A 15,966-nucleotide genomic window follows, 5' to 3' on the forward strand; every position below is an offset into this window, starting at 1 on the left:
GCTAGAATTCTTTGACGCTTCTCGCCGGCCGACATTCGGCCCCACCGGTCTCCAACCATGAAGGATGCGCATGACAATCCGCCCGCCTGCAGCGCTGAGCTATGCCTTTGCCGCCCTGTGCCCCCTTGCAGCCACCCTGCCCGGCACGGCGTTCGCGCAAGCCGCCGACGCGCCGGACAGCGCGGGCCAGGCGCGACCGGTCGCATTGTCGGAACAGATCGAGATCGTCACCGTCACCGCGCAGAAGCGCAAGGAAGACCCCAACAAGGTCGCGATGAGCATCTCCGCCATCAGCGGCGCGCAGCTGCAGGCGCAGCACGTCAACGACATCACCGACTTGACCCGCACGGTGCCGAATATTTCGTTCACCGCCGCCACCGGCAATGGCGGCGCCGGACCCGGCACGTCCAACATCGAGATCCGCGGCATCAGCTCGGGCGCCGGCGCCGCCACCGTCGGCATTTACCTGGGCGATGTGTCGCTCACGGTCGGCAATGTCTACACGATGGGCGCGGTGGAGCCGAAATTCTTCGATATCGACCGGGTGGAAGTGCTGCGCGGGCCGCAGGCCACGCTGTACGGCGCCAGCTCGATGGGCGGCACCATCAAGTTCGTGCCGAACGAACCGGACCTGGCCGAGCGCGAGTTCAGCACCTATGCCGAGGCGTCGTCGCTGGAGGGCGGCAGCGCCGGCTACCTGGCCAATGCGGTGGCCAATATCCCGCTGGTGCGCGACGAGCTGGCGCTGCGCATCGGCGTGCAGGCGCAGCGCGCCGGCGGCTTCATCGACCAGGTCGGCAATGGCGGCAGTGTGCTGGCCGGTAATATCAACAAGGTCGACGACCAGGAAGTGCGGATCGCGCTCAAGTGGAAGCCGACGGCCGCGCTGACCGTCACGCCGTCGGTGTACTACCAGAAGGTGGATGCCAGGGATATTGCGGCATTCAATATCGAGCTGCCCCGCTACCAGGCGCAGAAACAGGTGCGCGAACCGTCGAAGGATATCCTGCAGACGGCGAACGTGCTGGTCGGCTGGGACCTGGGAGCGGCCGACCTCACGTCGAGCACCAGCCACTTCCGGCGCAAGTTCGACCGCACCCAGAACGGCTCGGCGTACAACAGCTATTCGCTGTCGACCTTCCTCACGTCGACGGAAGATGGCGGCACGGCGCCGCCGGAACTGATCGAGGCGGTCGCCGCGCTGCCGTCGGCGGTGTACCTGAACAACCGGGTGCGCCAGCTGGCGCAGGAACTGCGCCTGGCGTCCAAGCCCTACGATCCGGCGCGCTCGCCGTTGACCTGGCTGGGCGGCCTGTATGTCTCCAAGCAGCACACCGACATCAACGAAAACGATCCGATCTTCGGCGTGAACGACACCTTCGCGCAATTCGGCTTCAGCAGCAGCGATCCGGACATCCTGCCGGGTGCCAATGCCGGTTCCTTCCCCGGCGATAACGCGTTTTCCGGCACCTTCCACTACACCGAAAGGCAAAGCTCGGTGTTCGGCGAACTGAACTACTATTTCACGCCGTCGCTGCATGCCACCGTCGGCGCGCGCTACCTGAAGGGCAGCTCGTCGCTGGACCAGCGCAACAGCCTTTACCTGGCGGGAGCCGGCAACACGGGCTCCTCGCGCCTGTCCTCCACGGCCTTCCTGCCCAAGTATGCGCTGACCTGGGAAGTCGACCCGGCCCACACGGTGTACACCACCGCCGCCAAGGGCTTTCGCCTGGGCGGATCGAACGTGTTCGTGCCGCCGACCACCTGCGCGCCCGACCTGGAAGCGAACGGGCTCGAACAGGGCCCCGCCACCTACGCGCCGGACAGCCTGTGGAGCTACGAGGTGGGCAGCAAGTCGCGCTTCCTGAACAACCGCCTGTCGATCAACGCCGACGTGTTCTACGTCAAGTGGACCAATATCCAGCAAGGCGTGTACCTGCCGACCTGCGCCTACACCTACAACGCCAATGCCGGCGACGCGGTCAGCAAGGGCGTCGAGTTCGACATCAAGGCCAGGCCGTTCGCCGGCCTCACGCTCAGCGCCTCGGGCGGCTACGTGAAGGCGGAACTGTCCAATGACGAAGGGATACGCAACGGCGTGATCGGCGCCGTGCAGGGTGCCCAGGTGCAGGGTGTGCCGAAATACAACGCCGCCGTCAGCGCGCAGTACAACTTCGCCGCGTTCGGCGACAGGAGCGCCTTCGTGGCGGGCGGCGTGCAGTGGGTGGGCTCCAGCAAGGGCTCGCTCAATCCGGAACAGACCGACTACCAGCGGCCGGCATACCACACGGTGGACCTGAGCGCCGGGCTCACGCTCGACCGCTACAAGCTGAGCCTGTTCGTGAAGAACGCGCTGGACGACGACACGATCATCCAGCATCCGCAGGTGGCCTCCATCGTGCAGGGTTACCGCCTGATGCCGCGCAGTATCGGCATGAGCGTGGCCGCCAGGTTCTAGTCCGGCGGGGGTGCGCACGATAGATGAGGCGTTGTCCGACACGGCGATATCGGAATCGAATTTGCTGTTAGATTGTTAATTACAAAACACCCACAACCTCTTCATCTATTCCCTCTCATCTATTGGTACTGCCCCCATGAAAACGTTTCATTGCGACAAGTGCGCCCAGCAAGTTTTTTTTGAGAACACCCTGTGCTTCAACTGCGAAAGCAAGCTGGGCTACCAGCCCTTGCACCGCTCCATCAACAGCTTCGAAGAGACGGAAACAGGCCAATGGCGCAGCCTGAACCGCAGGGACGAAGGCAAGCTGTACAAACCATGCGCCAACTACGTGCAGCACAATGTCTGCAACTGGGTGCTGCCGGCGGACGACCCGCACGACCTGTGCGAGTCGTGCCAGCTGACCGTCATCATTCCGGCGCTGTCGTCGGAAAAGAACCGCGTTCTCTGGTCGCGCCTGGAAACAGCCAAGCGCCGCCTGCTGTTTTCGCTGGCCACGCTGAGCCTGACGCCGGTATCGAAGGAGACCGAGCCCGAAACGGGCCTGGCGTTCCAGTTCCTGGAAGACGGCGTGACGGACCAGTGCGTGATGACCGGCCACGCCAACGGGCTGATCACCCTGAACATCGCCGAAGCCGACCCGGCCGAGCGCGAACGCACGCGCGAACAGATGCACGAGCGTTATCGCACGCTGCTGGGGCACTTCCGCCACGAAAGCGGGCACTATTATTTCGACCGGCTGGTGGCCGACAGCGAGTGGATCGAGCCTTTCCGCGCCCTGTTCGGCGACGAGCGCCAGGATTACGGCGAGGCGCTGAAACGCCACTACAGCGAAGGCCCGGTGGCCGACTGGGAATCGCGCTTCGTCAGCAGCTATGCCAGCTCGCACCCGTGGGAAGACTGGGCCGAGACCTGGGCCCACTACCTGCACATGCTCGATACGCTGGAAACGGCGCATGCGTGCGGCCTGTCGCTCACGCCCCGCAAACCCGATGAGCCGTCGCTGGAAAGCGTGACCCTGCCAACCAGGACCGATTCGTTCGACGAAACCCTGAACGACTGGTTCGCGCTGACCTACGTGCTCAACAGCCTGAACCGCAGCATCGGCACGCCGGATTCCTATCCGTTCAAGCTCAGCACGCCAGTGCTGGAAAAGCTGGAATTCGTGCACAAGGTGGTGCGCGCCCAGATGAAGCAGGCGAAGGCGCTGGCAAAGGCCAGCGCACCGGCAAACGCGCCTGCGCAGGTGCCGACCAACATGCCGGCCGATGCGCCCGCCGCATCGTAACCATCCCCTGTTGTGCCCGGCTTGAATGCCCGGCCGGTCGAAGGCCGGGCATCCTTGCCGGCCCGCATGATCAGGCCGGCGCTGCTTCCAGCAATTGAACCGTTACGTGCATGTGATGCGGCACCAGCGCCGGGCCGAACTGGTTGAAGATCGCCACGTCGGCGGCGTCGTGTCCATAGGCGACGGTCACGCGGCCGCCGCGCGGCGCATCCTGGGTCGGATCGAACGTGTACCAGCGGCCGCCCACATAGGCCTCGAACCACGCATGCAGGTCCATCGGCGCGAGCCCGTGCAGGTATCCCACCACCATGCGGGCCGGAATGCACAGGCCGCGGCACAGGGCGATGCCCAGGTGCGCCAGGTCGCGGCACACGCCTTCGCGCCGGAAGTTGACATCGGTCGCGGCCATGTGGCCGTGGCTCGAAGCGGAGTTGTAGCGCACCTGGCGCCGGATCCAGTCGCAGATGCCGGCAACCTGGTCGTATCCTGGAGCAAGGCCGGCCACGATGCTGCTGGCCATGTCGAAGAAGCGGTCCGACTCGCAGTAGCGGCTCGGCAGCAGGTAGGTCAGCACGGCATCGGGCAGGTTCTGCACTTCGTCGAACGGCGCACCGGGCGCGACATCGATGACGTCGGGGGTCAGCACATCGGCCGAGGTATGAATCGAGAATTGGCCTTGCGGCGCGATCAGGCGCTGGCACAGGTTGCCGTAGGCGTCGGTGAATTCAAGCACCGGCACGCTGGGCGTCAACGTATACGATTCCCGCGCCACCCATTGCTGTGCACCGCTGCGCGGACGCAGCATGAGGATGAAAGGCGCCGGGTGGGCGACGGTGAAACTGAGGTAACAACCGGTTCTTATCCACATGGCACGCTCGCTTTCCATGCTGGGCACAATTGCACCACTATGGCGCAATAATTATAATTTTATTCATATTGGTGCGGCGCACAATATATTTGGGCATTATTGGTGCAGACATCGTGGCCAGCATGGTGCTGAAGCAGCTTCATGAGGCAGCCGTCGTGCCGCGGCCATCAGGCATCGACTTCCGGCGCCGGCAGCAGGAAATCGCTGCTGATGCCATTGCCCAGCCGTTCGATCGATGCCAGGAATGCCGTGAGGAATTCATGCAGGCCCTCTTCCAGGATGTCGTCGATCAGCGCCAGTTGCAGCTTGGCGTGCAGCTTTCCGGCCAGGCGTTCGGTTTCGCGCGACTGGTCGTTGCTCACCTCCTGCAGGTTGGCGACCACGGCGGCCATGCACGCTACCAGCGAACGCGGCATTTTCGCCTGCAGGATCAGCAGCGCGGCCACCCGCGTGGGCGTGATCGCGTCGCGGTAGACCTTGCGATAGGTCTCGAACGCGGACACCGAGCGCAACAGGGCCGCCAGGTAATAGAATTCGTCCTGGGCGCCCGCCTTGATCGTGTCGGAGGCCAGGAACTTGAACTTGACGTCGAGGATGCGCGCCGTGTTGTCGGCCCGTTCGAGGAAGGTGCCGAGGCGGATGAAGTTGAACGCCTCGTCCTGGAACATGGTGCCGAGCGTGACGCCGCGCGACAGGTGCGAGCGGTGCTTGACCCATTCCAGGAACTGGCCCGGATGGTGCTCGAACATGCGGTTCTTCAGGTGCTGCTGCAGCTCGATCCAGGTGGTGTTTTCGGTTTCCCACACTTCCGTGGTCAATGTGCCGCGCACGGCGCGCGCATTTTCGCGCGCGCCCGTCAGGCAACTGGCAATCGACGATGGGTTGTCCGGATCGCGCACCATGAAGTCGATCACCTCTTTCTGGGTCAGTGCGCTGTACTTGGCATCAAATTGCGCGTCCAGTTCCGAAACGCCCAGCATGGTGCGCCAGCCCTGCTGGGCGGCAAGCGCCGATTGCGGCATCAGTGAATATTGCACGCGGACATCGAGCATCCGCGCGGTATTTTCCGCCCGCTCGGTGTAGCGGGCCATCCAGAACAAATGATCTGCGGTGCGGCTCAACATGCTAGTTCTCCAATATCCAGGTGTCCTTGGTTCCGCCGCCCTGCGACGAATTGACCACCAGCGATCCTTCCTGCAGTGCCACGCGGGTCAGCCCGCCCGGCACCATCGTCACCTTCTTGCCCGACAGCACGAACGGGCGCAGGTCGATATGCCGCGGCGCGACGCCCGATTCGACATAGGTCGGGCAAGCCGACAGCGCCAGCGTGGGCTGGGCGATGTAGCCTGCCGGGTTGGCCAGCAGGCGCTCGCGGAAGGCCTCGATCTCGGCATGGGTCGAGGCCGGGCCGACCAGCATGCCGTAGCCGCCGGCGCCGTGCACTTCCTTGACCACCAGCTCGGGCAGGTGCGCCAGCGTGTAGGCCAGGTCTTCCTGCTTCCTGCACTGGTAGGTGGGCACGTTGTTGAGGATGGGCTTCTCGCCCAGGTAGAACTCGATCATGTCCGGCACGAACGGGTAGATCGACTTGTCGTCGGCAACGCCGGTGCCGATGGCGTTCGCCAGGCCGACCCGCCCTGCGCGCACCGCGTCGAGCAGGCCGGGCACGCCCAGCGTGGAATCGGCGCGGAACGCGCGCGGATCGAGATAGTCGTCGTCGATGCGGCGGTAGATGACGTCGACCCGCTTCGGGCCGCGCGTGGTGCGCTTGTAGACGGTATCGTCCTTCACGTACAGGTCCTGCCCCTGCACCAGCGCCACGCCCATCTGCTGGGCCAGGAACGCGTGCTCGAAGTAGGCCGAGTTGTGCATGCCGGGCGTCATCACCACCACCGTCGGATCGCTGATGCCGGGCGGCGCCACGGTGCGCAGGTTGTCGAGCAGCAGGTCGGGATAGTGGTCGACCGGCGCCACCCGGTTGCTGGCGAACAGCGCGGGAAACAGCCGCATCATCATCTTGCGGTTTTCCAGCATGTAGGAAACGCCGGAGGGCACCCGCAGGTTGTCTTCCAGGACGTAGAATTCGCCCGCGCCGGCCCGCACGATGTCGACCCCGGCGATGTGCGCATAGATATCGGACGGCACTTCGACACCCTGCATCGCCGGCCGGTACTGCGCGTTGTTCAACACCTGTTCGCGCGGAACGATGCCGGCTTTCAGGATATCCTGATCATGATAGACATCGTGCAGGAAACGGTTCAGCGCCGTCACGCGCTGTACCAGGCCTTCCTGCAGCCTGGCCCACTCGGCGGCATCGATCACGCGCGGGATGATGTCGAAGGGGATCAGGCGTTCCTTGCCGGCGTTGTCGCCATAGACGGCAAACGTGATCCCCACGCGCTGGAAGATCAGTTCGGCTTCGGCCCGTTTCTGGTCGATCAAGTGCGGGGGCTGCTGTGCCAGCCAATCCGCGAACGCATGATAATGTGGCCGTACGGTTGCTTCAGTGGAATACATCTCGTCGTAAAAGTTCGGCATCGATTCCTCCTGTCCCAGCAGTGCTATCAAGAAACGTGCCAGGTTTATCACGCGACATAAGGTACCGTTGCTGTAGTTGCAGGTATGGATCATGCTTACCTGCTCACATATCAGACTAATCCCGGACTAATCTCGGACTAATCTCGGACTCATCTCGAAAGGCATTCCCGCATGGCTATCCGTATCGCGCTGCATCACAAGACCAGTTACCGCTATGACCGCCTGGTCAATCTGTCGCCGCACGAAGTGCGCCTGCGGCCCGCGCCCCATGCCCGCACGCCGGTCCTGTCGTATTCGCTGTCAGTGACGCCGCAAGACCATTTCATCAACTGGCAGCAAGACCCTTACGGCAATTACATCGGCCGTTTCGTGTTCCCCGAAAAAGCGGACATGCTGGAATTCACGGTCGACCTGGTTGCGGACATGACCGTCATTAACCCGTTCGATTTCTTCGTCGAGAAATATGCCGAAACGTTTCCGTTCGCGTATCCGCCGCAGCTGACCACGGAACTGACCGCCTACCTGCAGGTGGAGCCATCGGGCCCGCTGCTGCAGGAATGGGTCGCCGCCGCACGCCGCGACCTGCTGGCGCAGCCGATGGGGACGAACGACTTCCTGGTGGCGATCAACCAGCGCCTGCAGCGCGACATCGCCTACCTGCTGCGCATGGAGCCCGGCGTACAGGCACCGGAAGAGACCTTGCAGAAGCGTTCCGGCTCGTGCCGCGACAGCGGCTGGCTGCTGGTGCAGATCCTGCGGGAGATGGGGCTGGCGGCGCGTTTCGTCTCGGGCTACCTGATCCAGCTGCGCGCCGACCAGGAAGCGCTCGACGGCCCGAGCGGCCCGGCCGAAGACTTCACCGACCTGCACGCCTGGACCGAGGTCTATGTTCCCGGTGCCGGCTGGATCGGGCTCGACCCCACGTCGGGCATGCTGGCCAGCGAAGGCCACATTCCGCTCGCCTGCACGGCGATGCCGTCCTCGGCGGCGCCGGTATCGGGTTACACCGACAAGGCCGAGGTCACGTTCTTCCACGAGATGACGGTCACCCGCATCCACGAAGACCCGCGCGTGACCAAGCCGTATTCCGAAACAGACTGGCAAAAGATCGACCGCCTCGGCCAGCAGGTCGATGCCGACCTGAAACAGCAGGATGTGCGCCTGACGCAGGGCGGCGAACCCACGTTCGTGTCGATCGACGACATGGACGGCGCGGAATGGAACACCCTCGCGCACGGCGACCGCAAGCGCGAGCTGGCGGGCAACCTGATGCACCGGCTGAAAAACCACTTTGCACCGGGCGGCATGCTCCATTACGGCCAGGGCAAGTGGTATCCGGGCGAGCCGCTGCCGCGCTGGGCCCTGAACATCTTCTGGCGCGTCGACGGCCAGCCGATGTGGCTCGACGCCTCGCTGTTCTCGGACGAACATGTCGACGACGGCTATGGCAGCGAGGACGCCGGCCGCTTCGCCGCCGAGCTGGTCAAGTCGCTCGGCCTGCCGGCCGACAGCGCCATCCCCGCGTATGAAGACGTGCTGCTGCAGGCCCAGCGCGAACAGGCGCTGCCGCGCAACCTGGACCCGTTGCAGGCCGACCTGGACGCCCCGGAAGAGCGCCGCCGGCTGGCGCGCCTGCTCGAACGCGGCCTTGGCCGGGTGGCCGGCTACGTGCTGCCTCTGAAGGCGCGGGACTACGATCCGTCCGTCATGCTCGGCACCAGCTGGCGCACCTCGCCATGGCCGCTGCGGCGCGAGCACCTGTACCTGATCGAGGGCGACTCGCCGATCGGCCTGCGGCTGCCGCTGGCCACGCTGCCGTGGGTGCTGCCGGAGGAACGCGACGAGGACTTCGACGTCGATCCGTTCGCGCCGCGCGGTGCCCTGCCGGTCGGCAAGAAGGAAAAGGAAAAGGAAAAGCGGCCCGTGCTGGGCCTGGCGGCCGGCAAAGGCGCGGACAAGACCGCGGACAAGGCCAGGAAGCCCGCCGCGCCGCCGGCGCCCGCCCGCCCCGCCGAACCGGATGCGCGCGACGTGATCCACACGGCGCTGTGCATCGAGGTGCGCGCCGGCCGACTGTACATCTTCATGCCGCCGCTCAAGCGCATCGAGGATTACCTGGCGCTGGTCACGGCGGTCGAGAACACCGCCGCCCGGCTGAAGATGCGCCTGCGCATCGAAGGCTATGCGCCGCCGCGCGATCCGCGCATCAAGCTGCTCAGCGTCACGCCGGACCCCGGCGTGATCGAAGTGAACATCCATCCGGCGGCGAGCTGGAATGAACTGGTCTACAACGTGTCGACGCTGTACCAGGAAGCGCGCCTGACCCGGCTGGGCACCGAGAAGTTCATGCTCGACGGCCGCCATACCGGCACCGGCGGCGGCAACCACGCCACGCTCGGCGGCGCCACCGCCGAAGACAGCCCGATGCTGCGCCGGCCGGACCTGCTCAAGAGCCTGATCACCTACTGGCAGGTGCACCCGGCCCTGTCGTACCTGTTCTCGGGCACGTTCATCGGGCCGACCAGCCAGGCGCCGCGCGTCGACGAAGCGCGCGACGACAACCTGTACGAACTGGCGATCGCCTTCCAGCAGATGGACCAGGTGCTGCCCACTCTGCACGAAGGCGACAAGCCATGGATCGTCGACCGCCTGCTGCGCAACCTGCTGGTCGACCTGACCGGCAATACGCACCGCTCCGAGTTTTCCATCGACAAGCTGTATTCGCCGGACGGGCCGACCGGCCGCCTCGGCCTGGTCGAATTCCGCGCCTTCGAGATGCCGCCGCACGAGCGCATGAGCCTGCTGCAAATGCTGCTGCTGCGCGCGCTGGTGGCACGCTTCTGGCGCCAGCCGTTCCAGGCCAAGCTGGTGCACTGGGGCACCGCGCTGCACGACCGCTGGATGCTGCCGCACTTCGTTGCCCAGGATATCCGCGATGTCGCCAGGGACCTGCGCGCGGCCGGCTACGCGTTCGAGGATCACTGGTTCGAGCCGTTCATCGAATTCCGCTTCCCGCGCTTCGGCACCGTCGTCTACGAGGGCGTCGAAATGGAGTTGCGCCAGGCGATCGAACCATGGAACGTGCTCGGCGAGGAAGTCAGCGCCGGCGGCACCGCGCGCTATGTCGATTCGTCGGTGGAACGCATGCAGTTGCTGGTGCGCGGATTGACGGACGGCCGCCACGTGGTCGCCTGCAACGGCCGCATGCTGCCCCTGCATCCGACCGGCATTCCCGGCGAATACGTGGCCGGCGTGCGCTTCCGTGCCTGGAGCCCGTGGTCGGCGCTGCATCCGACCATCAAGGTGCAGGCGCCGCTGACGTTCGACCTGGTCGATACCTGGAGCGGCCGCGCGATCGGCGGCTGCACCTACCACGTGGTGCATCCCGGCGGACGCAGCGAAGAGGGATCGCCGGTCAATGCCAATGCCGCCGAGGCGCGCCGTTTCGCGCGGTTCTGGCCGCATGGCCACACGCCGGGCCCGATGACGGTGTACAAGGAAGAGCGCAATCCGAGCTTCCCGATGACGCTCGATTTGCGCTGGCAGGCATATTGACCTATCGTTCCGTACCAACCGCAAAGCAGCCGTGGGCCCATGCCCACGCTGGCGCCCACGCCCATGCCTAATCCACTACTTGCCCACTATCTCGCCGCGCCGGAAGGTTTCGATGAAATGCTCGACGCGGCCAAGGTGCCGCGCGCGCACTGGCGCGCGATGCTCGCCAACCTGGAGCACGAAGCGCCGGACATGATGCGCCAGCGCCTGGAGATGGTGCAGCGCCAGGTGCGCGAGAACGGCGTGACCTACAACGTGCCGGCCGATGCCGACGGCAAGCAGCGGCCGTGGGACCTGAACGTGCTGCCGCTGATCCTGCCGCACGAGGAATGGAGCGGCATCGAGGCGGCGGTGATCCAGCGCGCCACCCTGCTCAACAGGATCCTCGGCGACGTCTACGGCAAGCAGGAAATGCTGCGCGAAGGCCTGTTGCCGCCGGCGCTGGTGCATGGTCACGCCGGCTTCCTGCGCCCGTGCCACGGCATGCGGCATCACGACGACATCGCCCTGCACTTCTACGCGGTCGACCTGGCGCGCGCACCGGACGGCCGCTGGTGGGTGCTGGCCGACCGCACGCAGGCGCCGTCCGGCGCCGGCTATGCGCTGGAAAACCGCTCCATCATCACCCCCACCTTTCCCGACCTGCTGCGCGAGCTGAAGGTACAGCCGCTGTCCGGTTTTTTCCGCACCATGCGCGACAGCCTGGAACATTGGGGGCGCCTGTGCGCGGCGAAGGGCGATGCCCCGGCGCCGCTGCGCGAGGGCGAAATGCCGCTGATCGTGCTGCTGACCCCGGGCCCGCGCACCGCCAGCTACTACGAGCAGGCCTACCTGGCGCGCTATCTCGGCCTGCCGCTGGTCGAAGGCGGCGACCTCACCGTGCGCGACGGCGTGGTCTACCTGAAGACCCTGGCCGGCCTGCACCGGGTGCACGTGATCATGCGCCGGGTCGACGACGAATCGTGCGATCCGCTGGAACTGCAAAGCTCGATGCTGGGCGTGGCAGGGCTGACCCAGGCCGCCCGGCGCGGCAATGTGCTGGTCGCCAACAGTCTCGGTTCCAGCCTGCTCGAATCGGGCGCACTGCTCGGCTTCCTGCCGGCGCTGTCCCGGCGACTGCTGGGCGAACCGCTGAAGATGCCGTCGGTGGCCACCTGGTGGTGCGGCGAACCGGCCGCGCTGGAAGCGGTGGTCGGCAACCTGGACCGGCTGGTCATCAAGCCGGGCTTTTCGCAGCTGCCGCCCTTCACGGTATTCGGCCAGGACCTGGCCGGCGCCGCGCGCACGGACTTCATCGCCGCGCTGCGCGCCAATCCCAACAACTATGTTGCCCAGGAACTGGTGCGGCTGTCGCAGGCGCCGGTGTGGAAGGCCGGCCCGGCGCCCGGCCTGCAGGCACGCGCCATCGGCCTGCGGGTGTTCGCCTGCGCCACCCCGAATGGCTACGCGGTGATGCCGGGCGGCCTGACCCGGGTGGCCACCGGGCCGGATGCGCGCGTGCTGACCATGCAGATGGGCGGCGCCAGCAAGGACACCTGGGTGCAGGCGCGCGCCAGGGTGGAAGTGCACAGCCTGCAGAAACGCAGCATCACCAGCGCCGACCTGGTGCGCGAAGACAGCAACCTGTCCAGCCGCGTGGCGGAAAACCTGCTGTGGTTCGGGCGCCATGCCGAACGCTGCGACAACATCGCCCGCCTGTTGCGGGTGGCGCTCACGTTCCTGTTCAACGTGCGCTTCGACCAGCGTGGCGCGGAATGGCCGACCGTCGAGGCGCTGTGCATCTGGTTCCAGCTGCTCGACGAGGAACGCAAGCCGGCGGCGCCCGCCTCGGGCCAGGTACAGGCCCAAGTACAGGGCCAGGGTGGGCAGGCGCAGACCCAGTCCCAGGCCGGCACGCAGCCCGCCGCCATCTTCACCGATGCCGAGATCGAGTCGGCCCTGCTGCTGGCCGTGGTGTCGCCAACCGTGCCCGGGCTGGCCCGGCAGCAGCAACAGCTGCACCGGATCGCCGGCCAGCTGCACGAACGCTTCTCGGTCGACAACTGGCGCGCGCTGAACCGGATGGTGCAGCCCGCCGCCCCTCCAGGCGAGCGGCCGTCGCAGTCGGAAGTGATGACGATCCTCGACGATGCCGCCGCCGCGCTGATGACGCTGGCCGGCTTCGCACTCGACGGCATGACGCGCGACCTCGGCTGGCGTTTCATGTCGATCGGGCGCCGCCTGGAGCGGCTGCAATTCCAGAGCGTTGTGCTGCAGCGTGCGCTTGCAATGGACGAGAACGGCAACCTGGACTGGCTGCTGGAACTGTCCGACAGCATCATCACCTACCGCGCGCGCTACCGCGCCCAGCCCGAATGGCTGCCGGTGCTCGACCTGCTGCTGCGCGACGAGACCAACCCGCGCTCGATCCTGTTCCAGATCCATGGCATCCTGGGCACCCTGCACAAGATCGCGCAAACCCATGGGGACTGCGGCGAACACCTGCTGGCGCCGTTGAAGCAGGAATTGATCGCGCTGGAGCCAGGCACCGACCTGAACTACGGCAATGCGATGCTGAGCGGGCTGCTGAACCGGATCCAGTTGGCCAGCGCCGCCCTGTCCGAGCAGATCAGCGTACAATTTTTCAGCTATACCGACAACGGCCAGCAAAGGAGCCGCACATCATGACCGATTTACCGGCGAGCGCCGGTGTGTGTGCGCGCTATCGCGTGGTGCATGAAACGCGCTACAAATATCACAGCACGGTCAGCCTGTCGCAGCAATACCTGCACATGACGCCCCGCTCGTTTGCCCACCAGCAGACGGAATCGCACCTGATCTGGCTCGATCCCGTCGTCAACGAGAGCCGGGACGGCGTCGACTATTTCGGCAACTGCACCCGGCACGTGGCGCTCACGATGCCGCACGACAGTCTGCTGGTGCATGCCGAGTCGACGGTCGCGCTGCGCCCGCGCCCTACCCTGGCGCACATCGCCGGCACGCTGCCATGGGAGAGCGTGCGCGACATGATGGGCAAAGAAAAGAGCGCCGCCACGCTGGAAGCCTGCCGCTACCTGTACGCGTCGCCCCATGTGACCTGCTTCCCGGAGCTGCAGGCCTATGCGCGCCTGAGCTACACGCCCGGCCGGCCGCAGCTCGATGCGGCGCTGGACCTGACGCAACGGATCTTCGACGACTTCGAGTTCGATGGCCGGGCGACCGACATCTCGACGCCGCTCGAACAGGTGCTGCGCGGCCGGCGCGGCGTCTGCCAGGATTTCGCCCAGCTGATGATCGGCTGCCTGCGCAGCATCGGCCTGCCGGCGCGCTACATGAGCGGCTACATCCTGACCCACCCGCCGGAAGGCAAGCCGCGCCTGGTCGGCGCCGACGCTTCGCACGCCTGGGTTTCGGTGTTTTGCCCGGAGCTGGGCTGGATCGATTTCGATCCGACCAACCACTGCCTGGTGCAGCATGAACACATCACGCTGGGCTGGGGCCGCGATTTCAGCGACGTCACGCCCATGCGCGGCATCGTGCTCGGTGGCGGGCAGCAGGAGCTCGACGTGCAGGTAACGGTCACGCCGCTGCCGCTGCCCGGCGCGGTATGACCCGGCTGGCGATGCCCGCCACGGCGGGCATTCGCGATTACCGGTGCTCGTCCACGACAGCCTGCAACGCCTGCAAGGCCATCGCATGGGCCCCTTCGTACGACTTCGCGGCCGCGATGAACCGGCCATTGTGGCAGAAGGCCGCATCCGGCACGCCCGTCACGGCCGCCAGCTCCGCATCGCGCAAGCCCGCCCACGGTGCCGGCAGGTCGGCGCGCGCCGTGAAGCTTTCCGCGCTGACCGGGATGGTGTGCAGCATGTAGCGGTCTTCGGAGAGACTGTGGCTGATGACGAACAGCACCTTCGGCATTTCCTTGCGCACCACCTGGGTCCAGGGCAGTGCGCTGTTGCGCAGGAACAGCAGCTTGCCGCCTTCCAGCACTTCCGAATCGCGCACCTGCTCCACGGCGAGCAATGCGCCGACGCGGTATTTGACGGCGTTGACGAGGATATCCGTCAGGATGCCCATCGCCCGGCGGAACTGCGTGAGCCGGTACTCGTCCGCCGGGTCGCCATAGCCCAGCCGCTGTTCGTCGAGCCAGTTCGGGTTGTACCCTGAAATTACCGCCGACAGCCCGTACCCGCCGGGCGCGTTCTTGGCGGCGCCGACATCGGACAGGTCCAGGTATTGCACGATATCGGCATCGATGGCGTAGGCGATCTCGCGGGCCGTATCGTGCGGCAGGTCGCAGCCGATATGGGTGGCGGCCAGGGCGGCGACGCAGCGCGCGCCATACTCGCGCCATACCAGGCCGGCGCTGGCATATGGCACGCCGGTCGGCCGTGCGCCCGAAAAGCCCTTCTGGTGATGGTCGAAGCGGCCGGTGGCCGGGTCCCAGATGCCGCCGACATCGACCGCGAAGTCGGCGGCCTCGACGATCGCCGGGTCGCGCGTGCGCACCAGTTCGTTATCGGGGAACAGCACGTTCAGTACGGCCACGGCCCATGCGTCATCCGCATGGAACTTGCCGCTGTGGGTCACGATCACCATCGGTCAATCTCCAGAGCACGGCCGCCAGGATGCGGCCTTCCGACCGTGATGATACCGGCTTTGCCGCGGCGCCCGGTATCTGGAAGCGCCGCGACGCGGCCCCGAATGCAACAGCGCATTGCGGCCGGGGCCAGCAACGCGCTGCATGGGTGGAATTGCCGGGCCGGCGCTTACCTGGCCACGACCTTCAGCTGGTCGACGTCCAGTTTCGATTCGCCGATCATTTCCTTGTCGAACTCGCCGACCAGTTCCACCTCGGTGGTGTGATCGACCTTGACGCCGGCGGGGAACAGCTTGTCGTCGATTTCCACGGTGATCCTGCCGCTGGCATCGGCGAATTCATACTCTTCGTCGCCCTTGTGGTTCAGCAGCCTGCCTTTCAGGCGCACGTGCTGGTCGTCCTTGCCGCTGGCCAGCAAGTCCTTCGCGGTCATCAAAGGCACGCCCGACGGGCCGCTGTAGCCCCCGGCTGCCGCCTTGGCGGCAGGCGCCGTGGCGGCCGGCGCGGCGTTCGGGCCGCTGTAGCCGCCCGTCTGGGCAATGGCGACGGCCGAAACGGCCAGCACGGCAGTGATGCAGGAAAGTTGGATGAAGCGTTTCATGGTCGGTCCTCCGAAGTGTTGTGTGGGAGCTGCCGTTGGCGGCAGGCATGGACGCATTACACCGGCCGAACATGAA

General features: G+C 65.9%; 10 protein-coding genes. 5 read left to right on the forward strand and 5 right to left on the reverse strand.

The genetic code is table 11. From position 1 onward, the window contains the following. Window positions 1-70: 70 nt before the first annotated feature. Together GJV26_RS10225 and GJV26_RS10230 are read left to right on the forward strand one after the other, a co-directional pair. Window positions 71-2,458, forward strand: a complete 2,388-nt coding sequence (locus GJV26_RS10225; protein WP_155708722.1) for a TonB-dependent receptor — start codon at window positions 71-73, stop codon at window positions 2,456-2,458. A gap of 136 nt (window positions 2,459-2,594) precedes the next feature. Beyond that, window positions 2,595-3,746: a zinc-binding metallopeptidase family protein gene (locus tag GJV26_RS10230; RefSeq protein WP_155708723.1), complete on the forward strand. Its 1,152-nt coding sequence runs from the start codon at window positions 2,595-2,597 to the stop codon at window positions 3,744-3,746. A 70-nt stretch (window positions 3,747-3,816) separates the two neighbouring features. Here the strand turns inward: GJV26_RS10230 and GJV26_RS10235 are convergent, their stop codons facing one another. The 3 genes from GJV26_RS10235 to GJV26_RS10245 all read right to left on the reverse strand — a co-directional run bounded on the left by GJV26_RS10235 (window position 3,817) and on the right by GJV26_RS10245 (window position 7,152). After that, a complete protein-coding gene (locus GJV26_RS10235; protein ID WP_229419249.1) occupies window positions 3,817-4,551 on the reverse strand; it encodes a transglutaminase domain-containing protein in 735 nt (244 codons plus the stop codon). A gap of 230 nt (window positions 4,552-4,781) precedes the next feature. Beyond that, on the reverse strand, window positions 4,782-5,738 hold the full coding sequence (locus tag GJV26_RS10240; RefSeq protein WP_155708725.1) for an alpha-E domain-containing protein: 957 nt from the start codon (window positions 5,736-5,738) through the stop codon (window positions 4,782-4,784). A gap of 1 nt (window position 5,739) precedes the next feature. Further along, complete coding sequence (locus GJV26_RS10245) at window positions 5,740-7,152, reverse strand: circularly permuted type 2 ATP-grasp protein (protein ID WP_155708726.1); 1,413 nt, start codon at window positions 7,150-7,152, stop codon at window positions 5,740-5,742. Between the two features lie 171 nt (window positions 7,153-7,323). Between GJV26_RS10245 and GJV26_RS10250 the strand changes: the two genes are divergently transcribed. The 3 genes from GJV26_RS10250 to GJV26_RS10260 all read left to right on the forward strand — a co-directional run bounded on the left by GJV26_RS10250 (window position 7,324) and on the right by GJV26_RS10260 (window position 14,297). Further along, window positions 7,324-10,707: a transglutaminase family protein gene (locus GJV26_RS10250; protein WP_155708727.1), complete on the forward strand. Its 3,384-nt coding sequence runs from the start codon at window positions 7,324-7,326 to the stop codon at window positions 10,705-10,707. Between the two features lie 63 nt (window positions 10,708-10,770). Then, window positions 10,771-13,374: a circularly permuted type 2 ATP-grasp protein gene (locus GJV26_RS10255; protein ID WP_173346177.1), complete on the forward strand. Its 2,604-nt coding sequence runs from the start codon at window positions 10,771-10,773 to the stop codon at window positions 13,372-13,374. After that, window positions 13,371-14,297, forward strand: a complete 927-nt coding sequence (locus GJV26_RS10260; RefSeq protein WP_155708728.1) for a transglutaminase family protein — start codon at window positions 13,371-13,373, stop codon at window positions 14,295-14,297. Before GJV26_RS10255 ends, GJV26_RS10260 begins: the two co-directional genes overlap by 4 nt. 37 nt (window positions 14,298-14,334) lie before the next feature. On the opposite strand, the gene GJV26_RS10265 is transcribed toward GJV26_RS10260, so the two are convergent. Both GJV26_RS10265 and GJV26_RS10270 read right to left on the reverse strand, forming a co-directional pair. Then, window positions 14,335-15,288 carry an MYG1 family protein gene (locus tag GJV26_RS10265; protein ID WP_155708729.1) on the reverse strand — a complete coding sequence of 318 codons (954 nt, stop codon included), beginning with the start codon at window positions 15,286-15,288 and terminating at the stop codon, window positions 14,335-14,337. Window positions 15,289-15,458: 170 nt separating this feature from the next. Continuing rightward, window positions 15,459-15,890, reverse strand: a complete 432-nt coding sequence (locus GJV26_RS10270; protein ID WP_155708730.1) for a YgiW/YdeI family stress tolerance OB fold protein — start codon at window positions 15,888-15,890, stop codon at window positions 15,459-15,461. Window positions 15,891-15,966: the final 76 nt, after the last annotated feature.

Origin of the sequence: Pseudoduganella dura, assembly GCF_009727155.1 — a bacterium.
GTDB lineage: Bacteria > Pseudomonadota > Gammaproteobacteria > Burkholderiales > Burkholderiaceae_D > Rugamonas > Rugamonas dura.